13 protein-coding genes are annotated in these 22,803 nt (G+C 33.4%); all 13 read right to left on the reverse strand.

Features of this window, described 5'->3' with window-relative positions:
- Window positions 1-3,263, reverse strand: a 3,263-nt coding sequence (locus CW751_RS14685; RefSeq protein WP_133122243.1) for a DUF7948 domain-containing protein, incomplete at its 3' end; no start/stop codon positions are given.
- Between the two features lie 180 nt (window positions 3,264-3,443).
- The gene (locus tag CW751_RS14690; RefSeq protein WP_101335782.1) at window positions 3,444-5,432 is read right to left on the reverse strand and encodes a SpoIIE family protein phosphatase; all 1,989 of its coding nucleotides are present in this window, start codon (window positions 5,430-5,432) and stop codon (window positions 3,444-3,446) included.
- Window positions 5,433-5,608: 176 nt separating this feature from the next.
- Window positions 5,609-7,078, reverse strand: coding sequence for an efflux transporter outer membrane subunit (locus CW751_RS14695; protein WP_165779328.1), 1,470 nt, complete (start codon window positions 7,076-7,078; stop codon window positions 5,609-5,611).
- Window positions 7,068-10,229, reverse strand: coding sequence for an efflux RND transporter permease subunit (locus CW751_RS14700; RefSeq protein WP_101335784.1), 3,162 nt, complete (start codon window positions 10,227-10,229; stop codon window positions 7,068-7,070). The genes CW751_RS14695 and CW751_RS14700 overlap by 11 nt, the downstream gene beginning before the upstream one ends.
- A gap of 2 nt (window positions 10,230-10,231) precedes the next feature.
- Window positions 10,232-11,350: an efflux RND transporter periplasmic adaptor subunit gene (locus tag CW751_RS14705; protein WP_101335785.1), complete on the reverse strand. Its 1,119-nt coding sequence runs from the start codon at window positions 11,348-11,350 to the stop codon at window positions 10,232-10,234.
- 617 nt (window positions 11,351-11,967) lie between these two features.
- Entirely contained in the window at window positions 11,968-12,921 is a 954-nt protein-coding gene (locus CW751_RS14710) for a helix-turn-helix transcriptional regulator (protein WP_101335786.1), read from the reverse strand.
- A gap of 426 nt (window positions 12,922-13,347) precedes the next feature.
- Window positions 13,348-14,661 carry a TolC family protein gene (locus tag CW751_RS14715; RefSeq protein WP_101335787.1) on the reverse strand — a complete coding sequence of 438 codons (1,314 nt, stop codon included), beginning with the start codon at window positions 14,659-14,661 and terminating at the stop codon, window positions 13,348-13,350.
- A 1-nt stretch (window position 14,662) separates the two neighbouring features.
- A complete protein-coding gene (locus CW751_RS14720) occupies window positions 14,663-15,970 on the reverse strand; it encodes an HlyD family secretion protein (RefSeq protein WP_101335788.1) in 1,308 nt (435 codons plus the stop codon).
- Between the two features lie 273 nt (window positions 15,971-16,243).
- On the reverse strand, window positions 16,244-18,436 hold the full coding sequence (locus tag CW751_RS14725) for a peptidase domain-containing ABC transporter (RefSeq protein WP_101335789.1): 2,193 nt from the start codon (window positions 18,434-18,436) through the stop codon (window positions 16,244-16,246).
- Entirely contained in the window at window positions 18,436-20,334 is a 1,899-nt protein-coding gene (locus CW751_RS14730) for a hypothetical protein (protein ID WP_133122244.1), read from the reverse strand. The genes CW751_RS14725 and CW751_RS14730 overlap by 1 nt, the downstream gene beginning before the upstream one ends.
- Window positions 20,335-20,395: 61 nt before the next feature.
- Entirely contained in the window at window positions 20,396-21,358 is a 963-nt protein-coding gene (locus tag CW751_RS14735; protein WP_101335791.1) for a hypothetical protein, read from the reverse strand.
- Between the two features lie 134 nt (window positions 21,359-21,492).
- Window positions 21,493-22,401: an ATP-grasp domain-containing protein gene (locus CW751_RS14740; RefSeq protein ID WP_101335792.1), complete on the reverse strand. Its 909-nt coding sequence runs from the start codon at window positions 22,399-22,401 to the stop codon at window positions 21,493-21,495.
- Between the two features lie 67 nt (window positions 22,402-22,468).
- The gene (locus tag CW751_RS14745) at window positions 22,469-22,654 is read right to left on the reverse strand and encodes a hypothetical protein (protein ID WP_101335793.1); all 186 of its coding nucleotides are present in this window, start codon (window positions 22,652-22,654) and stop codon (window positions 22,469-22,471) included.
- Between the last annotated feature and the right edge of the window lie 149 nt (window positions 22,655-22,803).

Below are 22,803 nucleotides of genomic sequence, written 5' to 3' on the forward strand. Positions count from 1 at the left end.
TCACAAACGTTTTGGTTTCCACTTAATGTTCCTGCATTTGGCGGTGCTGTTACGGTTACCGTTCTTGTTGCTGTGGCGTCTGCACATCCACCTGTTCCGGCAACTGTATACGTAATCGTCGTTGTTCCTGCTGCTTGTCCGGTTACAACTCCTGAGCTATTCACAGTAGCTGTTGCTGTATTTGAGCTTGACCAAGTTCCACCTGAAACAGATGACGAGAAGGTTGTAGTAGATCCTTCACAAACGTTTTGGTTTCCACTTAATGTTCCTGCATTAGGCGGTGCTGTTACGGTTACTGTTTGTGATGCACAAGAAGTTGTATTACATGTTCCTGAATATCTTACGTAATATGTTGTAGTTGAAGTCGGCGAAACAGTGATTGAGCTGCCGGTTCCTACAGAAGTTCCTCCACACGATCCCGAAAACCATTGCGCATTCGCTCCTGTTCCTGCAGTTCCTCCAGACAAGGTTAATGTTGTTGACGCACCCGAACAAATTGTTGAGGCTCCTGTGATGCTTGTTGGAGCTACACTAGGGATATTTATGGATACATTAGTACTAGCAACAGCCGATGTACAACCTGCTACAACTACATAAGAATTATATGTTCCAGCCATTGCCGCCGTTACAGGTGACCTTGTTGGGTCTTCAGCCGATGAGCTGTATGAATTTGGACCTGTCCAATTGTATGTTGCTCCACTTATTGTGTTTGATGTTAAGTTAAGTGTACCACCTACACAAATTGGCGAGTTAGAAGAAATGACTGGTGCTGTTGGGGCAGGAGTAACGTTCACCGTTATTGGACTTCTAGGGCTTGCACACATTCCTGTTCCGGATGATACATAATAGGTTGTGGTCGATGTAGGTGATACAGTATAAGTTGCACCAGTGTTAATTGATGAACCTCCTGTTGGAGAACTGTACCAATTATATGGTGCCCCCATTCCTGCACTAGCAGTAAGTGTTACGCTTTCACCCGCACAAATTGACTGGTCTGTTAGATCTGGAGGTAAGGAAGGGTGGAACTGAAAAATACCCAACGTCCCTTTTGTAGGGTCCCAACTATTTCCGTCAAAAAAAGCACCACCACCAGGATCGACAACAGGGATGTTTTCATAATAAATTGGAGAAGTTGCAAAAAACCGAGGCTGATTAATATTTGCTGCAACATAACAATCTATTGCATGGTCTGAATTAAGATAACTATCCCACTCAAAAGAAAAGTTACTGGCGTCAAGCATTGTTATATACCCATTTCTTGAACCTGTCGTTGAGTTGAGCAAATTATATCCACTACTTGCACCTGTCAAAGTGTTTGCTGAACCAGCTGCTCCTACATAAAATTTATTACAACCTCCGAAAATAATATTTTGAATTATTGTACCACTTTCGTTTGTGTCTCCATAAAAATATGTTGCCCAGTTACGAACACCTGCGGTTGAAAATTTAGCAATATACCCAGCATAATTCCAAAATGACCCACCATCACCAAAGTCTGGATCTGATGGAAGTCCTTTGTTGTATGCTCCTGATAAATTTTGAACAGGTAGATTTGTGCTTGTTGTATTAAATGCCAGTATTAACTCATCTGTGGTTGGGCTAATAGTTACGATGGCTGGAGAACCCATTGCACCTATTCTTGCATCTCCACCATTTCCACCATATAATGAATGCCAAACCAATTGACCACTAGAACTAAATTTCCCAAAAGTTGCGTCTGATCCACCACCATATACATTTTGATTATATGCTCCAGACAAAGTTACTAATTTTTCATTCGCAGGAGTTGAAGGATTAGTTGTTCCTCCAAACCAGCCTGTTACACCGGCAAAATAAAGGTTTTCATTGCTGTCAAAAGCACATGTAAAACCTTCTTGTGAACTAGGTCCTCCTAAATATGTTCCCCATGTTATGTTATATGAAGCATTGAACATTAATAAAGCCATGTCTTTATAGCCACCATTCACGGGTTGATTATAAGCTCCAGCTCTATTTGTTATTGGTATTCCTCCCCAATCATAAGTGTCTCCAATAATTGCGACTTTGCCAGTATTGCTAATAGAAATACTTGGGTTATACATTTTCCCATAGGATGTAAGGTGTTCTAAAGCACCAGTTGACCGATTAAATCTCGCCCAAAAACTTTGATTATTGTTATTTTGATAAAAACCACCTCCATTTGTAAAAGGAGCTCCTGTTGAAATGCCTTCACCTACGATGTGCAAGGTATTTCCATTGGTAGCAATAGGTCTTCCCCAACTAGAATAATCACTGCCGCTTCCACCAAGATAGGTCCCCCATACTAATTGTCTATTGGCATTAAACTTTACAATGTAAAGGTCAGAAGATGCGTTGTAATTAGCAGTATAAGCTCCACCAGGATCGACAACGGGGTAGTTGCCAGCAGAACTATAACCCTGTCCATACGAATAATAATTACCATCGGCATCCATGTGGTTGGAGATGTAATCTAAACTACCATAACTTGTTGGATCTACAACCTGATTGAAGTATGTTGCCCATTCTAAAACAGGGTCAATCGTTAGTTTCGAATAAGCTACATCGCTTTTTAATTCAAATCCAACAGAACCGTCTTTATTAATAATGTATTCTACATCTACTTTGTCTTCGTGATCATCATTAATAAATGATAGTGGAATTTCTTCAGTGATATCTCCAAATTGTGAGGGAATGATTAATTTTTTATCTTCAATTCTTACATCAAAACCTTCAAACTTTAATTGAATATCTTTAATGTTAGCACCTTCTTTAAGAACAATATCATATTTCATTCCTCTTTCATTGGTGTGGAAAATGATGTCTATGTTTGGATATACATTATTATACTGGATAGATTTGAAAGTTTTAACATCTCTAATTCCATTTCTTTTATTCAAATAAAAATGAGTAACTCCTTGTGATTGTTCACCAGTTGTTATATCGATATTCGGATTAGCATTTTGAAAGACTAAATCCATCCTATAATAAGTAGCCTCACGCTTTTTTAAGGCTTCTTTATATTCTTTTTGGTTGGATGAATATAGATTTTTATCCACCTTATCCACTTTTATGAAGTTGTAGACAACTCTATCATTTTGGAAATATACTCCCGCACTATTGTTTGAGTGGTAGTATTTTACTTCTGGATGAAAATTTTGATTGTGATCAACAACCTGTCCTTTGTTCTCAACAAATTGTGAGAATACAGAGTTTGATGCAGAAATAAACGAAGATATTAATACAAGAAGAATAATATTTTTCATAATGTAGCAGTAAATAATTTTTTACAAATATATATTTGAATACAAACTTATTTTGAGGTGTTTGTACCTCAAAATAAGTTTGTGTCTTGTTTGTTACTTCTTTATAAGAATTGAATTATCCTTTTTAGGTCATTAGGTCATTAATTAAAGAAAATTATGGTTATAAATATCCATTGATGTTTAAATCTTAATACCAACAATTAAACAGTCATCAATTTGTTCGTTTGCTCCTTTCCATTCTTCAAATTTAGTTTCAATTTGTTTTTTTTGCTCTTTCATTGAGAACTTTGAATTTGATAAAATAAATTCTTTAAAGTTTTTTCGATAAAATTTAGTATTCTTATCCCCACCTTTTTGATCCATAAAACCATCAGTAAAAAGATAGAGTTGATCACTTTTTATTAACTCAATTTCTGTATCACTAAATTTAGTTGAATCACTTATTTGCTTCAAAGTTGTATCGATTGAGTATTTAGAACCCTTAAATTCATTGAGTTCTTGATTCCTAATTAAATATAGCGAATTCTTGGCTCCAGAAAAGTAAGCCTTAGAATTTTCTAGGTCAATTGTGATAAAAGCAGCGTCCATTCCGTCTTTAAATTTAGATAAATTTTGTCCCTGTTCTTTTACCTTTTCTGAAAGCAACGAGGCAGAACGTTCCAATATTTTATGCGGATCCTCAATTTTTTCTTTCTTAATGATTTCGTCTAGGATGTTATTAAATATAATCGACATAAATGCTCCTGGAACACCGTGGCCAGTGCAATCAGCTACACATAAAAAAACCTTGTTTTTACCTTGATGTACCCAAACAAAGTCTCCACTCACTTGATCTTTTGGGTTTAAATAAATAAATGCACCATTAAAATTATTCAATAATTTGTAGGATGAAGGTAAAATAGCTTCTTGAATTTTAGTAGCATACATAATACTTTGATTAATGTGCTCTTGCTTTTTTTCGATTTCCGCTTTTTGAAGTTTGATTTCACGATTCTTCTGAGCGAGTTTTCGATTACTTCGACTCTTAATAATAAGCGCTAAAAGTATTAATATGACTACAAGAATTAATGAAGTTAAAGATATAAATAAGCGTTGGTTTTCAACGGACTTCTTTTCTGACAATAACCTTTCGTTCTCAAGCGCTAATTTAAGGTTTTGTTTTTCTAATTGCTCTTGTTTCAAAGCTTCTTCTATCATAAGCTTTGACATTTGTTCTGATAAAAGCTTTTTCTCATATTCATCTTGTTGGACTCTTATTTTTAACTCAATGAGCTGATTTTTTTTGTTTAACTTCTCTATCTCTTCTAAAGATTTTGTTCTTTGATTTGAGAATTTAGAGAGTAATTCCTTTTGTTCCTTTACCTGTTTTTTTTCAAATTCTGTCGTACTTAATTTATCTTCATCAATGTTCTTTGAAATTATTCTTATCCGTTCATTTAATTTAATAACTTCTTTATCGTAGTTGTTTTTTTTAGCTAAGTTAAGCGCTTCTATTAGTGTTTTTTTTGCGATTGAATAATTGCCATAGTTCCCATAAACTCCACCAAGAATGGATTTTGTAAGTATTATTTCTCGGATGTTTTTGCTTTTCTTAAAGTGACTAAGTGCTTTCTTATGCCATATTATTGCTGAATTATAATTAGTTAATTCTTCATATGCACTTCCAATTTTTGAAGCAACAAACCCACTATTCTTGGAATCATTCTTTTTATTATAAAAAGAATATGTTTCTTTTAACTGCTTAATGGATGTTTTGAATTTTCCTAACTCAAATGAAATGTTACCCTGTAATTCTTTATTAATATAATAGTTCTCTGATTTTTGATTTTTAAGATAGTTGTCAGCCTTTTCTGTATTTATATACGCTTTTTCATATTCTTTTTTCTTAAAACTAGCATGTGCTATAATAAGTCTTGCATTGGCTTGTAACTCATAGTTATTAGTGGTAACTCCAAATTTCAACACTTTATTAGCAAGAGATATAGATCTTTCTGGATCCCTATTAAGGTGTAAATGACCTAACTGTAATTGTATGTTTGCTTTCTCTATTTCTGATGCTTGTTGTAATTGTGATTCAAGCTGAGAAATGTTTTGCGCATATAATGTGGTGAAAAAACAACTGGAGATAATAAAAGTAAAAGTTAAAAACGCAAAATATATTAAACGCATAAAAAGTGGGTTTAATTACTTATAAAAAGTAGTGTTCTAATTGTTATTCTTACTTTGAAAGGATGCTTATCGACTTGCATTAATTGGATAGCTACACCTTAAAGTTTACACCAAAGTACATAAAAAAGTATCGGAAACAAAATATTAGTTTCTGGATTCGTTACATTCAACCCTCTCTACCAACCTCCACCAAGCGCTTTATACAACATCACGCGCAGTTGTAAGCGTTCTTCTTTTAATTCAGATAATTGAATTTCACTATCCAAAGCAACTTTCTGTGCATTAATAACTTCTAGATATGTTGCATACCCACTGTTGAATAATAAATTCGATTGAGAAATTGTTAATTCAGAGTTTTCAACTTGTTCTTCTGCTATAGCGATTTGCTCATCTAAAGCATTCATTAAAGTCAATAGGTTAGAAATTTCATTAATGGATTGATATACTGTTTTTTGAAATTCAATCTCCTTAATCTCTCGATTTAGTTTAGCGGTTTCAAACTTCGTTTTTAAACGTTTTTTATTAAATATGGGTTGTGTTAAATTACCTATGATTGAACCAAACAAAGCACCAGGGATGTTAAACCAATTCGTCGGTAGCACCGCATTCACACCAATTCCTAAATCAATTGCAAGTCGAGGATATTGCATTGTTTGTGTCACACCAACATTAGCATTGGCCGCCCATAAGTTATGTTCTGCTCTGCGTACATCAGGTCTATAACTCACCATTTCCAAAGGAATGGTGTAATTGGTGGCGATGTCTTTATAGTTGTCTTCAAAATTACTAGAGGAAAGTACAATTTCACCAACTGTTTTTCCGGTTAGTAATTGTAATAAATTCTCTTGTCGGCTTATCTTTTGTTTTAATCTAGGTATCAGTGATTTTGTAGCGAGCATCAAAGATTTTGTTTGTTGTTTTGCTAATGCAGTTGTATTTCCAGATTCAAATTGAAGTTTAACCATTCTTAATGTACGTTGAGAAAGTTCGTAATTCGATTGGGCAACATCCAATTGAGCATATAAAGACAACAAGTTATAATAACCAGACGCTATATCGGCTACCAACTGCGTTTGTATGGCATTTTTTGCTTCTACAGTAGCCAAATACTCAAACAAACTTTCCTCTTTTTGACTTCTGATTTTTCCCCAAATATCGATTTCCCAATTAAAGACTAGTCCGGAGAGATGTTGAGCGCGATATAAAAACATATCTTCTGGTGGAGTTTCATCACCATACCATTTATCATTTGCAGAAGAATGAAAATCTTGTGAACGAAATTGATAATTTGGATTTGCAATTACTGCATTAACACTCGGAAGTAATTCGAGCTTCGACTGTTTAAATTGAAGTTGATACATCTCCATTCTTTTCATAGCCATTCGTATGTCGAAGTTGTGTTTTAATCCTTCATTGATGAGTGAGATGAGCTGTTCGTCCTTAAAGAAGTTTCTCCAAGCTAATTGTGTTGAATCGATTGTGTGTACCAGTGAATCACCCTCAAAAATACGTTCTTCTTCAGCTAAATTGGTTTCGGCAATTCTAAACTTATCCGGTTCTTTAAATGATTCAGGCGAATATTTAGCCTGTGGCATACATCCCACCAATACAACAGCTAGTAAAATAAATATTGTTTTAGTTTTCATTTTTAAGCTTTGATTTAACTTTTTCATCAAGATTTTGGAAAAACACAAATAATGCAGGTACCACCATAATACATATGATTACACCTGCTATTAATCCGCCAGCAGTTCCAATAGAAATAGAATGGTTTCCTTTAGCCGATGGACCTACAGCAAACATTAAAGGGGTTAATCCGGCGACAAATGCAAAAGTGGTCATTAAAATGGGGCGTACCCTTAAAACAGCTCCCAAAATCGCAGCATCGAATATGCTGAATCCTTTTCTGCGTTGTTGTAATGCATATTCTACAATTAAAATTGCATTTTTAGAGAGTAGGCCTATGAGCATAAGCATACCCACTTGAACATAAATATTATTGGTTACTCCCGCTATATTAATTGCGCTATAAATACCGAACAAACCAGAGGGAACAATAATCAAAATGGATAGCGGTAGAATAAAGCTATCGTATTGTGCAACAAGTAATAAGTAGACAAATAATATGGAAATTCCAAAAATGAATCCAGTTTGACCAGCTGATTTCTTTTCTTCCAAGGCCATTCCTGTAAGTTCATAACGATAATTGGAGGGTAAATCTTTAGAGATTTTTTCTGCTGCAGCTAAAACATCTCCAGAACTTCGCCCTTCAGCTGGTGTGATTTTTATTGGAATTGCATTAAATAAATTGTATCGATTTACTGTTTCTGGTCCTTGAACTGGGGTCAGTTTAACCAAAGTATTTGCGGGTAGCATTTCGCCGTCTTGGTTTTTAACATAGATATTAGCAAAAGTAAACGGATCAGAGCGAAACTCTTCATCTGCTTGGAAATATACACGGTATTGTCTTCCGAAACGACTAAAATCACCGCTTTGTACTCGGCCATAATATGCCTGAATGGTACGCATTAAATCTTTGGCATTAACGCCAAGTGTTCGTGCTTTTTTATAATTAATTTCTAAAATATATTGTGGGAAATTAGCGTTAAAAGAGGTGAAAGCACTAGAAACAGCTGAACTTTCATTCAATTTGGTTATAAATCCTTGGGCTACTTTTTCAAAGTCTTTGTAGCTGCCTCCCAATTTATCTTGCAACATGATTTCAACCCCACTAAACTTACCAAACCCTTGAACAGTTGGACGTGGAAAGATTTGAAAGGTAGCCTCGTCAATTACATTGAGGTCTTTTTGTAAACTGGCGATAACTTGGTCTATTTTTTGAATTTTACCTCTTTCTTTAATGGGTTTTAGGTTTAGATACATCACAGCAAAGGATGAGCTTTTCGTATTATCCACCGAGTTAAAACCTGTGATTGTTGTAATGCCTTCAATTTCTTCTCTATCCGCCAAAATAGAATCGGCAAGAATGAGTGTTTTTTGGGTTCTGTTAAGAGATGCACCCGGTTGTAAAGCCATCGAAATCGTTAAAAAATTATCGTCTTCTGTTGGAATGAATCCACTAGGCGTATTTTGCATAAATAAGACACCAAGGCCAACACTAACGAAAATAATGGCAACTGTTATCCGTCCATTGCGAATTAAAAACTTCACGCTTTGCTCATACCAACGCATGAACCTATCGAATAAGGCATTGAATTTATGGAAGAACTTTCGAAAAACGAGTTTTATCTGAACGACAATTCTCGAAGACTTTTTTCTTCTAGATTTTTTTGAACTACCAAACTTTAAAAAAGTTGCACTCAAAGCAGGGACTAATGTAAGAGAGATTAAAGCAGAAATTACAACAGCAATGGCCAAAGTGTAAGCAAATTGCATATTGAAAATCCCAGCCGGACCTTCCATAAATCCAACGGGAATTAAAACGGCAAGCATGACCATTCCAATGGAGAGAATTACTTTTCTGATTTCATCCATTGTTTCTAGCGTAGCTTGTTTTGCTTTCATGCCTTTCTGCTTCATGCGATGGAATATGGCTTCCACAACAATTATGGCATCATCAACTACAATTCCGATGGCCAAAACCAAGGAGAACATGGTAAGGATATTTATGGAGAATCCTAAAAGATAAATAAAGAAAAAAGAACCGAGTAAAGAAATAGGAACCGCTATAATCGGGATGATTGTAGAGCGCATGTTTTGAAGAAAAATGTAAACAATGATAAAAACCAAAATAAAAGCTTCAATCATCGTGGTGATTACCTGCGAAATCGATTCATCGATTTGTTCTTTAACCGAATAGGAGATGTCATATTTTACTCCAGGTGGAAAGGATTTAGAAATTCGTGTAAGCACCGCTCTAACTTTTTCATCAATCTCATTAGCGTTAGATCCTGCGGTTTGTGTGAGGTTTAAAGTTAATCCGGGATTACCGTTTACAGAGTTGTCAGATCCCACGTTTGAAGCTCCAAATTCAACGCGTGCAATATCTTTTAAAAAGAGTAAAGATCGGTCGGGGTTTGTTCTAATTGGAATGTTTTCATATTCTTCAGGCAAAGAAAAACGTCCTTTATGTCGAAGTGGAATTTCAAAGACCTTATCAGAACCTTCACCAAACTTTCCAGGTGCAATTTCAAAGTTTTGTTCTTCCACCGCTTGCATGACTTCCTGAGGTGTTAGCCCATAGGCAGCAATTTTTTCAGGATTTAACCAAATACGCATGGAGTAGTTTCTTTGTCCTACTCGAGAAACTTTTGCAACGCCAGGAACCCTGAGAATTTCTCGATTCACATTCAATAGAGCATAGGCCTGAAGAAAAGTTTCATCGTAGGCTTCATCATCACGTTCACTGTACAAATTGATGGTCATGATATTTCCCCTTTGTCTTGGAGTAACAGAAATTCCTGATTCGACGACCTCAATAGGAACCTCACTGCTTACTTCGGAAACCCGTGTTTGCACGCGAACAGCTGCTTGATCTGGATCTGTCCCGATTTTGAAGTAAACATTAATAACCCCTTTCCCACTATTAGAGGCGCGTGATTCAATAAAGGTCATTCCATCAACTCCATTAATTGCTTCTTCAATCGGAATTAAAGCAGCTTTTGCAACGGTTTCAGAACTTGCTCCGGGATAATTAATACGTACCCGAACACTAGGAGGAGCAATCTCAGGAAAACGAGTTACCGATAGTTTTTCCATTCCCAATAGTCCCAAAAATATGAGAATTAACGCTAGTACAACCGCTTGAATAGGCTTAGTAATGATGTTTTTTAACATATTTATCGCTCTTCTTTTGGACTGATTAATATCCCTTCTTCCACTTTATGAAATCCAGTAAGAATAATCTTGTCTCCAGGTTTCAAACCTTTGGAAATGATGTAGTTTTCTTCTGAAACACCATTAATTTCTATGGGTTCCATTCGAGCGCGGTCGTTTTCATCAATAGTATAAACAAACTTCCTGTCTTGAATGGTAATTATGGATTCTTGAGGAACTAAAATCACCCCCCTTTTAGATTCTTTTAATTGAATAGTTCCTGTGTTTCCTGAACGCATCACTTCAGATGAGTTGGGGAATGATGCCCGTAGGGAAATAGAACCTGTGCTTCTGTTTACTTGACCAGAAACAGCATCTACTATTCCTTTTTCTTGATATTCAACCCCATCAGCTAAATATAAAGTGGCTTCTGGTAAAATGTTTCCTAATGAATTTCGTGTTGAGTCATTTTTTATGGTTTTATTTCGGGTAAAATAAAGATAGTCAGATTCCGACATACTGAAATAAACGTAAACATCACTCACATCGGAGAGCACAGTAAGTGGTGTTTTTTCATCTCGGGTTACTAAGTTCCCAATTCTTTTTGGAATCATACCAATATATCCCTGAACAGGTGCTTCAATAACTGTTCTGTCGAGATTAATTTGTGCACTAGCAACAGCGGCAGAGGCTCTTGCTAATGAGGCTTGAGCAACTTCATAATTGGCCATTTCTGCCTCTAGTTGAACTTCTGCAATTACCTCGTTTTCGATGAGTGGTCGCAGCCGATCAACTTCTAGCTTTGCATTTTTTAATTTTGCTTTTTCAATGTTTTCGTTAGCAATTTGGTTATTCAATTCTTCTGTGTAGGGGGAAGGGTCTATTTTAAATAGCTTCTGTCCTTCTTCTACGTATTGTCCCTCATCAACATAGATTTCTTGGAGTGTTCCTTCCACTTGTGAACGAATCTCCACGTTTACCTTACCTTCAATTGTTCCAATATAATCTTTTACGGTGATTGCTGTGCAGGTATCAACGGTCAGCACAGGGAGCTTAAGATACTGTTTGGTTTCATCTGTCTTTGATTTACAGCTCAATAAAAATGCAACGGCAAGCAGACAAGAAATTATTTTATACATCATTTGTTGTAAGTTATTCTCATTTTTTTAGAAATAAACCAATGATTTAATTGGTATTCGTTATTAGTGTGAATGATTTTTATGGATTCTTTCTTCATGTAGAAATGAACCCAATGCCAAACTTATGGTTTTATTCAATTAAAAAAAGATTTTTATATTTTTTTAGGAAAAGAGACAGGTGTGCGTTCGGTTAAAATTTACCTGAATATCCTGACAGGAATATTCTTGTTGTTAAGGTTATTGAAAGTTCTTGTTTATGCAAAGTATTCAGGAGTTTCCTGGTTTATTAAAAAGAAGTCGTCAAGAAAACTTTACACAAGAATGAGTACTTAACCCGTATTATTAACTCCTATGATCGTTGAGCTCGCAGGCTTGGTTCATGCATTTAATTTTGAATCTATTTTAGACACAAGGCTTAAAGTAATAAATGCATATTTTGCGAGGCTTGTAACGACGAATAAATCAAAATCTTGCCAAATTATCAATACCCAAATTTGGGGTTCTTATAAACTGCTTGAAGCACATTTAAATGATTGATTATTAAGTATTTCTAATGTTATATTTTAAGATTGGTGAACCGAGTTTACGAGCTCAACGATCATAGGAGTTAATAGTTCGGGTTAACTGATTTCGATTAGGTTTAAACCATTTTCTTTTGCATATCGATCAATAAATTCTTGTTTACTTCTACAGTTTGTCTTTTTAAAAATATTAGAAGCATGTTTTGAAACCGTGTTTTTTGTAATATATAGTATTTCTCCAATTTCTTGGTAAGTAAGCTCTTCTAAAATAAGTTTGCAAACCTCAGTTTCTTTAGCTGTAAGTTGAACTTCATTATGTGTATCCTTTATGATTGGCGCTTCTATCGTTATTGCTTCTTCAGCATAAAATCCGATGTTATTTAAGGCATTGTATTCCTTTCTACTGAGATATAACTGATTTTTGTAAAATGAAAAAGCGGTTAATAAGAAACTAATATTGATGAGACTAATTTTGACGGGCTGAATGTCTCCAAAATAAACAACTATAGGCATAGAAGACATAAAAACAACTCCAATATAACCTGAAATAGTCAGTGACTTGTAATGGGATGAAACATCTTCCTGACTCTTGAAAATAAAGATTAAGGTTCGAATGCAAAAGTACACGGCAATAAAAATAGGGGGAACAATAAATATTTCTTCAGAAAAATTCACTTCTCCAGTAATGAGATAGGTAAAAACAAGCCCAATGATAAAGGAAACGACTAAACTTGAAAACAGAAACTTTGTATTGTAATATTTGCCACTTTTTATTTTTAATTCATTAACCAAAAAGTAGAAGTAATAAGTTGCTAGTGCAATTCCACTTGAGTAAGCAATGATATCTTGAATTAAAATGGGTATAACATAACTTGGATTCGGGAAGAAACCATTAAAAACATTGAAAAGGATAAAAAGTGAAATTAAAATAAAAAATCTGAACCTTCTAATGTCTTTAGGACGTGACAAGCATACGGCCACCTGAACAAATAGAATAATTATTTCTAAGGTCAAGTAGAGCAGTGTGATCAGATGTAAATTAGTCCCAAACATTTTATTTATTTAAACCTCCTCAGCATTCCGGACGATGAATTAACTCCATTTTAATTGTAAGTCATTACATCGCCTTTGTACTTATTATACACCTAATTAAAGTGTGTTAATAATAACTTCTTCACAAAAATTCATATACAAATTTTGTAACTGATGTTTAATCTATGTTTCATTCTTTATGATACATTTAATAAATATCAAGTTCGAACCTAATTTCACATTAGGTCAAGCCAAAAATGTTCTGCAATGGATTGTAGTGTAGTTATGTTTATCCACCGTGCAGGTATGTTGTAATAAATTAGTGTACTATCGAAATAGCTAACGCTAATATATACTAATTTATTCTTTACAGGTGTATTTTCTTTATGATTTATTACTGATGAACGGAAAAATTAAGGGATTCAAGTTAAATATATTGATTTAAACTCACTTTTCATAAAGTGTTTTGAGCATTTTTTCCTTAAACCTTAGCGTTATCAAAGAAGTGTAATAATCTGCTTGAGTTTTAAACAAATCACTCCTTAATTCGAGGTAATTCTGTACGTTGATTGTTCCTGAATTGTATTGTTCTGTGGCTGCTTTGAATTGCTCTTCAGAAGCTTGTAGTGCACGTTGTAGGGCTTTTGAATTCAGTTGCTCATTCGTGATTTCATTCTCTAATTTTTCTAACTGATTCCGTAAATCTTGAACCATTATTTCTTGTTCTAACATTGTTTTGGTCAGTTCTGCTTCCGCGATTTTGATCTCAGAATGTACACGCCCATTATTAAATATGGGAATATTTAATGTGAGCACAGCGGATTGATAAAAATTTTCTCGCATTTGCACTTCAAAAGGTTTTGGAAGAAATTCGCTTCCCACAAGTGTTTTACTGTTCCCGGAGTAGCCACTTCCGATAGAACTGTTTATGGAAAGGTTGGGCAAGAGGCGGGCTTTTGCTGTTTTTAATTGAAAATCTTGTAAATCTATTCTTGATAAAGCCAGTTTATATTCTGGGTTTTCAGAAAAACTTTCTTTATTGATTTCAGCCGGTATTGTTTCTAGTTTTTCGATTTCACTTATTTCAACTTGTATTTCTTCTTGATAATTTAACAGCTGTTTCAACAGGAGGAGACTGTATTCTTTATTGTTTTGGGCTTGAATTAATGTTGTGCTGTCCTTGATGAGTTGGCTCGTCATTGATAAAACTTCATAATGTGTGGCGTAACCACCTTTTAATCGATCTTTGGCAATGTTTTCTGATTCTATAGCGTAGGCCAATTGTTTTTCTGCAGCTTCAATCAGGTAATGATTTAAGACAATCTGCATATATGCTGCCGTAATGTCAATTTTAAGATTTCGGCGTTGAATTTCTATTTCTTGCTCTGTTACTTGATGGCTTATGTTGTTTTGTTGTATTAAATAGTAATTCTGTAAACCTGAAAAAATACTCCATGAACTTCCAACATAAAGGTTGTTCGTTCTTACCCTTTCAGTAGCAAATTGGTTGGTAAAGGGATCTATACTTTGCCCCCAGTTATATCCATGTGTTCCTCCTGCATTTAAAGTTGGGAGTACGTTTAATTTTGATTGTTTATATTGAATTTCTGCGATTAAAAGATCTGCCTTTTTGTGTTGAAGATTCAAGTTTCCAGAATCGGCGTAGGCAATACATTTTTCTAAGCTCCAGGTTTCTTGTGCAAGACTCCATAGGCTTGAAAAACAAATTAAAATGATAGGTATGATGCGATTTGTTCTCATTTTAATCGTCAAATAAAGTTCGGAATTGATTAAACACACGTTCTAAAACCCTAAGGTCATCTGTAACAATTGAAGCAGTTCCAATCATTTCCGCTGTGTGCTTTAATTCTTTATTGTATGTCGTTTTGAGTCCTTCGGGTAAGTTCACTTTTGCAAAATAATAGCCCTCTTTTGATTCTTGATTTATGGTTGGAATTTCTGAAACAGACATTATCTCTCCTTTGAGTTGTCCAAATTCTTGCTTCGGATAATTTGCCAATTGAATGTTTACACGCTGTCCTTTTTCGACACGGCCAATACCTTGTGATGGAATTTGTACGTAGCCAATAAGTCGAGTGTCTTGTGGTAAAACAGCGAATAGGGTAGCGCCAGCAGATACGGATTGATTTTCATTGATGTTTCCAAGATAATTGACAATTCCATCATAAGGTGAGGTCAAAACGTAAGACTGTTGCCAACCTATAATTTGATTTTCTAGTTGATCAGTGATCGTGCTTAGCTCCACTTTTAATTGTCTTATTTTGTCCTCATTTTCAAAAGTTAATTCAATGCGTTCCTTTTCTAAATTCGTTATGGTAATGTTGTTTTGAATAATTCCCGTTTTTAATTGTTCCAGCGCTTCTTGCTTTTGAGAGAACTTCGTTTGTTCTTCAAAAAACTCCATTTTTGCAATAACACCTTTTTCATAGAGCTTCTTGTCTGTTTCAAACTTTTCATTTGCATTCCGCATCTCTTTTTCGCTCCTGGACATTTGTGAAGTAAGAATGCGTCTTAAACTGTTGTGATGAACAATTTGCTGGTTAACATTGTCTATCCGATCGGTTACATAAGAATTGTGTTTTCGACTGAAGTATTCTTGCCCAACGCTCCGAAAACGATTAACGGTTTCTTGTAAATCACCGAAGTTGGGTAGGGGGAGTGAAAAGTTAAAAGCACCCAAGGAATCATTTTTAAAATGCAATTGAAAGGTGTCCATCAGATGTTCCAAGTGTAAAACAGCCTTCTCATTCAATGGATTTTCAAGTACAGCGATCGGTTCTCCTTTAGCGACCACATCTCCATTCTTAACATGTAATTTCTGAATACGCCCGTTGATCTGAGCTGTCAATTTGATGGGAGCAGTTTCCGTTGTAATATTTATACTTCCATTAATCACTTCAGGGTATTTTATAAACCAAGACAAGACCAACACCATGATTATTAGTCCCAGTATTAAGGTTATTCCCCACCTGATCATCCAATTTGGTACATGCGAGAGTACTTCTTGTACTTCCTCGGAGCGGATGTTTATTTCTTTTTCTTCTTCCATTATTTTGTTTTATTCGCTATGCTCATGGTTTTATTTCACAGAGGTAAAAGGAGGATTTTCACAGAGTACCACGGAGAAAAAAAGAGAGTACTCACGAATAGTTGTAGATTTCTCATTTATTCGTATTTGAAATAATTAGATCTCCACTACTTTTACCTAAACTCCGTGAATCTCTGTGAAAACCTTCTGTGTAAAAAAACTCTTTGAGCGCAGCGAACACCCTCTAAAAATTCATAATTCTACATTCATAATTCCTAATTAACCCATTCATAATTAATTAAGTTCCAGCTGATTCTTCACCAACTCATAATACCTTCCCTTCAATTCCACCAACTCCTTATGCGTTCCACTCTCCACAATTTCTCCAAATTCTAACACCACAATTTGATCTGCATTTTTAACCGTGCTCAAACGATGGGCAATAACAACAGCTGTTCTGTCTTTGAAGAAAGTATCCAGATTTTCCATGATGATCTTTTCATTGTTGGCATCCAAAGCACTAGTCGCCTCATCGAAGAAAATAAGCTCAGGATCTTTATACACCGCTCTGGCTATTAATAAACGTTGTTTTTGCCCTGTACTCATTCCAACCCCATCCTGACCAATTTTTGTGCTGTAACCCAAAGGAAGTTGCTCAATATATTCTTTAATATTGGCTGTTTTTACAGCATTTCTTAATTTCTCTTTGTCAATAATATCTTCACCGATAGCAATGTTATTGGCGATGGTATCATTGAAAATATAACCTTCTTGCATCACCGTACCACTCTTATCTCGCCACACTTTTTGAGAAATATTACTCAAATTGTGTCCACCAATCCTAATTTCACCTGCTGTTGGTTCATAAAACTTCAAAAGCATCTTCATCAGCGTTGTTTTCCCGCTTCCGCTTGAGCCCACAATTGCCGTTATATTATTTGCAGGAATAGTCATGTTGATTCCCTTCAGCACCTCTTCACTACTTCCTGTATACCTGAAATGCAAATCTTTAATCTCAAAAGTTGGGTTTTCGGGGATATCATTCGTTTTTTCTTCGCCTACTTTTTCTTCATCTTCTCTGTTGTGAATTTCCGATAAACGTTCTAATGCAATTTTTGCATCTTGAACAGAATAAACCAAGCCTATTAACTGTTGAATAGGATTGTTTAGTTGTCCTATGATATAAGAAATAGCCATCATCATTCCTAAAGTTATTTCTCCATCAATAACCAGTTTAGCTGAAAAAGCACTGATCAGAATGTTTTTTAGCTCATTTATAAATCTTGACCCAATGGTTTGCGTTTGCTCTAGTGCCAAACTCTTCATTGAAATTTTAAACAAACGCGCTTGCACATATTCCCAACTCCATCGTTTCTGTCTTTCAGCATTGTGCAGTTTTATTTCCTGCATTCCATTCACCAGTTCCATAACCTTAGACTGCTCATCGCTCATTTGTGAAAACTGTTTATAGTCTAAATCTCTCCTGCGTTTAAGGAATAAAGTAACCCACACGAAATAAAGGATTGAACCGACAATGAAAATAGCGAATATTTGCAAGTCATAATAGGCCAAGACACCCCCAAAAATGACCAAACTAAACAGTGAGAACAAAGTATTTAGAGAAGTACTGGTGAGTAAATTTTCAATACGTTGATGATCATTGATGCGTTGCATAATATCTCCAGTCATTTTTACATCAAAAAATGCTATTGGTAGATTCATTAATTTTATGAAAAAATCAGAAATTAAGGAAATATTGATCCGTGTACTCAAATGCAGAAGAATCCAACTTCTAATGAGCTCAATTGAAGTCTGACCAATAAATAAGAAAAGTTGTGCTATTAATATTAGATAAACAAAATTGATGTCTTGATTTTGAATTCCAATATCTACAATGCTTTGGGTTAAAAAGGGGAAAATTAGTTGTAAAAGAGAGCCAGCAAGCAAACCAATAATTAACTGGACTAAGAATTTTTTGTAGCGGAAAAGATATTTGAAAAGAAATGAAAAACCTTGTTTGTTTTCTGTGTTGTCGTCTTCTTCTTTTTGCTTTAGTTTAGGTGTGGGTTCGAGTAATAAAGCAACTCCTTCCTCGGTTGTTTTTGTTGCATTCTTACCAATCCAGTTTTCAATAAATTCTTCGTGTGTGTATTTTACTATACCATGTGCTGGGTCTGAAACATAAACAATTTTTTTGGTGATTTTATAAACCACCACGAAGTGTCTTTGTTGCCAAAATACAATACAAGGCAGTGGCGCATCATCTTTGAGTTTTTCAAAATCTATTTTTACACCTAAGGATCTGAAGCCAATGCTTTCTGCAGCTTCTGCTATGTTTTGTAGGGTAGAGCCTTCACGGGTTGTTTCGGAAATGGCTCTTAGCTTTCGTAGAGATATGGTGCGTCCGTAATGCTTTGCTATCATGCGTAAACATGTTGGACCGCAATCCATTTCATCGGGTTGTTTGTAGAAAGGGAAGTTTTTCATTAATTATCCTGGCAAATTGTCTTAAAGCTTTTTTGGCTATCTATCAAATATGAATACACATTGTGATATTTATTTTTTAATATTGTTAGATAATAACAAGCATCTTCTTTTTTCCCAATGTGTTCTTTTAAAATGATAGTATTTAAAAGAAGGTATTTGTATTCATATTCTGAATATTCATTTTTCTCCTGTCTAATTTGATTAATGTAGAAGATGTTTATTTTAAGATAAAAATTAATTATTTTGTTTTTATCCTTATTTGATAAACTTAACTTTAAAATATCCTCAAGATCTGGTTGATTATTAAAAATAGAAATGGAGTCTTTCTGTACTTGATTATTTTTAATAAAAGCATCAGCGATGGATTCAAGGTTGTTAAGAACTTCTTTTTTTGTCAGAATATAGAGCATTTGATCGTCAAGTGGGAACTCAATCCAATCAGCAATATCTCTTTTTATTTCGTGGTATGTCGTTTTTACTCTTGATCGGTACGTTTGAATATCGATTGATTGATGAAACTCTTGTTCTACGCTCTTTCTTCTATGCTCTATATAATTGTAAATGATATACATTTTTAATGTAAGAAATTTTGTTCTTTCTATTGTCAATAAAAAAGTTCTATCAAAAAAAGTAGGGAAAAAGTTTAGGTTTATATTCTTTTCAAATCTGTAGTGCCAAATAAAAGGTATATAATTATCATATTTTTCAAAGGAATTAAATCTTTGGATATGTGTAGATTCTGTTTCATTAAAGTCAATAAAATCTTCCAAAATGTTCATTTCATTTTGATTCAATAATAAAGTGCTTGTTACTTTCGACAGTAGAAAATGTTCTAATTTAGAACTAGGTAAACTTAAGCTATCAATAGCTGAGAAAAATTCGGTATTTAGTTGAAAATTATTACTTCTTTTTAATATTAATTCAGAGTAGGTATTCTGACGCTTGAACTGACCCAAAGTATAGTTACTTAGGTAAGGATTAACCGATTCATTTTGTTGAATGAAATAACCTTGAATTTCAGTCCTTGATGATTTAAAGAGTATCTTGTAATAAAATTTTGATATGAATTTGTTGTCATATTCAAATTTTAAAAAAACTGAGTCCGCAATTAGGGTTCTATTTGAGTCATTCAATTGTTGGAAGAGTTCAGCACTATATAATTGAATCGATGTTTGAACAGGATTGCCGTTTACCTTATTAAAAATTGTTTCTTCCGATAGGTGCTCATTGTCAATTTTAATGCGAATTAGAGAGTCATTGGGACTAGAATTTGATGAGACTTTAAAGCCATTTAATCGTTTATTCAAACCTTTAGATGGTAAAATGAAATTAGTTAATACAGGCTCCACTTTAATCATATTAAAGGGTGAAAACAAAAGCAATAGTTCGTTGATATTGAGACTGATAAAGTTTATTTTTCTGCCAAATCGAAAGTCGCCTGAAATAATTTTATATTCGTTATTTTCCGTATTAATATTCCCAAATGAATAATAGCTTTCAACTATAGTATCTTTAATTGTAGTCTGTAAAAAGTTTAAATACCTTTGCTTTGAAAAACCTATCTCATGTCTGTTCTTTTTGATAAACTTTCTCCACTCTTTAATCAAAGATTTTTTGGAATACCTTTGTATATTAATTTCCTCATAATTTTGATTTTTAGGTACTAATTCCAATGTATCTAATTGTAATAAATCATAACCTTTAATGTCAAGTTTATTGTAGAATGGAGCTAGAAAAATATAATTATCATTTTTGTTAACCTTAAATTTGATTTTTTCGTTTTCTAATAAAAAAAATACGACCTCACCTTTAGAAGAATTAAGTATATAGATGTCATGATTTATGTTTTTATTAAAGTCTTTGTCAAAAATGTGTATAGCTACCTCTTGTGCCTTCACATTTACCATTATTAGAAACAGAAATAAGAGTAAATAAAATTTATACATTGTTTTTTTGTAATTATTGGATAGAAGTGATTTTGTGCTTGCAAGGCTTTGATAAAATATAAGAATTTACTCCTTTATTTTTTGGCATATTATTGATTATACAATAATTTTTTAGTAAACAATTTTTGCAGTCAATTATTTGATCTTTTGTTATCCACCAAAATGATTTACGAAAAATCTCTTTTTTAACTGGAAAGAGATCCTTAAGGGAACTAAAAAAAAGATTGCTGTTAAAACTGTTTGAAATTAACAACTGTTTATTTATAAAAATTCTTCCATGATAATATAAACTTATGTTTTTTGAATTCTCATATTCTTTTTTTGAAAAGGAAAAACGATACTCATTATCACTCATATTAACAAGACGTTTCTGGTTAATGTGCTTTTTTAAACATTGATAGTTGCTTTGGTTATCGTAAAACACAAGTGCTATTTCTTTGGAGCTACCTAATAACTTTAAAAAGTAATCGTTACCAGAATTTAGATTTTTATCTATTATAAGTACATTAAATCTTTTATTGATTTTCATCTGACAATCAAGTAGTCTGACAATATCTTTTAATTTGATAATAAAAAGCAAGGTAATATTTGTGCTGGCATTAATATAATCAATTAGGTTGTGATTGTTAAATATCTCCTCAGTAAACTCTATCTCTATTATAGTAATATTGATGTCGTCTATTTCAAACTTTTGGGTAGATAATCTTTTATTAACTCGTTCCGATATAAATGTTCCAATTTTTAATTCATCTAAATAAAATAGAAATTGATATAACTCTAATATCGTGCATTTGTCATAAAGATTGGAAATAGTCTTTGATGAATTGATATATGTTTTTAAGTGAACTGATTTAAAAGGAAAATCATATATAATTGTTTTCTCACGATCAAACAGATACATCCCTTGGGATGTTTCAATTATATCGATTTCTTGATGAAGTCTGAAGATCTTATTGTAAATTAAATCTAAAAGCATATATGTTTTGTATTACTATAATGTATCCGCTTGTATTTTCTTTGTAAACGTTTTGTATAATTGATAGATCTAATTCCTCAATTGTTTCAAATGTTTCTGAAAAAAATTCGCATAAACTCACAAGAGAAGATGTATTATTCATAATATAAATTATTAAAAAAACAATTATTTATATCTTGTTTGTAATAATTATAAACCGAACCAAAGCTCCCAAATGGATTAATGTCAAGTAAAAATACTTTATCTTTTTTGTCAATGATAATATCTAAAGTACAGTAATTAAGCCTTAAAGATTCTAAAAACCAAATAATGTTTTTTTTAATCGTCGGTTCTAATTGATATTTAAAATAATGTGAATGTTTTCCCTGATCTTTTCTTATATCAACATTTCTAATGTTATCTGCACGCGTGATACTTGCAATAGCAAAAAAATCATTTTTTATAAATACAACTCTAATTTCAATTTGTGGTAAAATATACTCCTGTATTAAGCTCTGAAGGAAGATGTCAGGAAAGAGAGATATTTCTTCACGGAAAAATCTCTTAACAAACATGCTTTGATTAGTATCTTTACGTGGCACTTGACTTATTGGTTTAACAACAAAACTTTCCCATTTCATATATTCAAGAATCGAAGTTTTAGTGTTGCAAATAAAATAATCAGGTATAAAAATATTCTTTGATTGTAACTTTTCCAAAGCAACCAGTTTATTAAATTCGATAGAATCGAAACCATTAAAAATAAACTTTTCTTTATATCTAAAATTTAGTAACTTAAAAAAATACATCAATTCATTTCTTTGGAATTCATTTTCACTCATAACTCTAAGAAAGTTAATGTTTCGCAACCAAATTACTTCAACATCTTTAACTTTAAAAGTCTTTTTATCAACAGTTATTGAATCTTTCTCCTCATTAATTGAGAACATAAAATCTAATCTCGATTTTTCATTTATATAAACTATAGGCTTAATATGTGCTTCAAATGAAGAAACTACTTCATGTATTAATCCATCATGAATATCTGTGATAATTACTATCATTAAGAAGTGTTGTTTATTTGATTAAAAAAGGCTAGATTAATCTAGCCTTTTATTAACTCAAGCTTCATTAAGGTTGGTCATTACTAGAAATTTCTAATCCATCTACAATGGTTTTGTATGGTGAGTTTCCAATAATTTCGTAACTTTCAGCATTTGCTAAAAGTGCTCCCACTCTTAAACCTCCTTTTATTTCATTTAAGTCTAATTTTGATGATTTCTCTAAATCATCAATTTTTTTCATTGATTTTTTCATAACATTAAAATTTAAACCTACATTAAAACTTAGTTATCTTTGCAACTGCATGTAGGTAACTACAGTTACTAGGATTGCGTAAAATATATCTCATCTGACAAATTGATTATCTACGTCTATATAAAGAGCGTGTGTCAGCACGCTTTTTT

This window comes from Brumimicrobium salinarum, assembly GCF_002844555.1.
GTDB lineage: Bacteria > Bacteroidota > Bacteroidia > Flavobacteriales_D > Crocinitomicaceae > Brumimicrobium > Brumimicrobium salinarum.

What these genes read in the sequence shown, in the direction of transcription:
- CW751_RS14690 (WP_101335782.1), bottom strand. Translation starts at nt 5,432, where the DNA reads ATGCGTTTAATATATTTTGCGTTTTTAACTTTTACTTTTATTATCTCC.
- CW751_RS14695 (WP_165779328.1), bottom strand. Translation starts at nt 7,078, where the DNA reads ATGAAAACTAAAACAATATTTATTTTACTAGCTGTTGTATTGGTGGGA.
- CW751_RS14700 (WP_101335784.1), bottom strand. Translation starts at nt 10,229, where the DNA reads ATGTTAAAAAACATCATTACTAAGCCTATTCAAGCGGTTGTACTAGCG.
- CW751_RS14705 (WP_101335785.1), bottom strand. Translation starts at nt 11,350, where the DNA reads ATGATGTATAAAATAATTTCTTGTCTGCTTGCCGTTGCATTTTTATTG.
- CW751_RS14710 (WP_101335786.1), bottom strand. Translation starts at nt 12,921, where the DNA reads ATGTTTGGGACTAATTTACATCTGATCACACTGCTCTACTTGACCTTA.
- CW751_RS14715 (WP_101335787.1), bottom strand. Translation starts at nt 14,661, where the DNA reads ATGAGAACAAATCGCATCATACCTATCATTTTAATTTGTTTTTCAAGC.
- CW751_RS14720 (WP_101335788.1), bottom strand. Translation starts at nt 15,970, where the DNA reads ATGGAAGAAGAAAAAGAAATAAACATCCGCTCCGAGGAAGTACAAGAA.
- CW751_RS14725 (WP_101335789.1), bottom strand. Translation starts at nt 18,436, where the DNA reads ATGAAAAACTTCCCTTTCTACAAACAACCCGATGAAATGGATTGCGGT.
- CW751_RS14735 (WP_101335791.1), bottom strand. Translation starts at nt 21,358, where the DNA reads ATGCTTTTAGATTTAATTTACAATAAGATCTTCAGACTTCATCAAGAA.
- CW751_RS14740 (WP_101335792.1), bottom strand. Translation starts at nt 22,401, where the DNA reads ATGATAGTAATTATCACAGATATTCATGATGGATTAATACATGAAGTA.
- CW751_RS14745 (WP_101335793.1), bottom strand. Translation starts at nt 22,654, where the DNA reads ATGAAAAAATCAATGAAAAAAATTGATGATTTAGAGAAATCATCAAAA.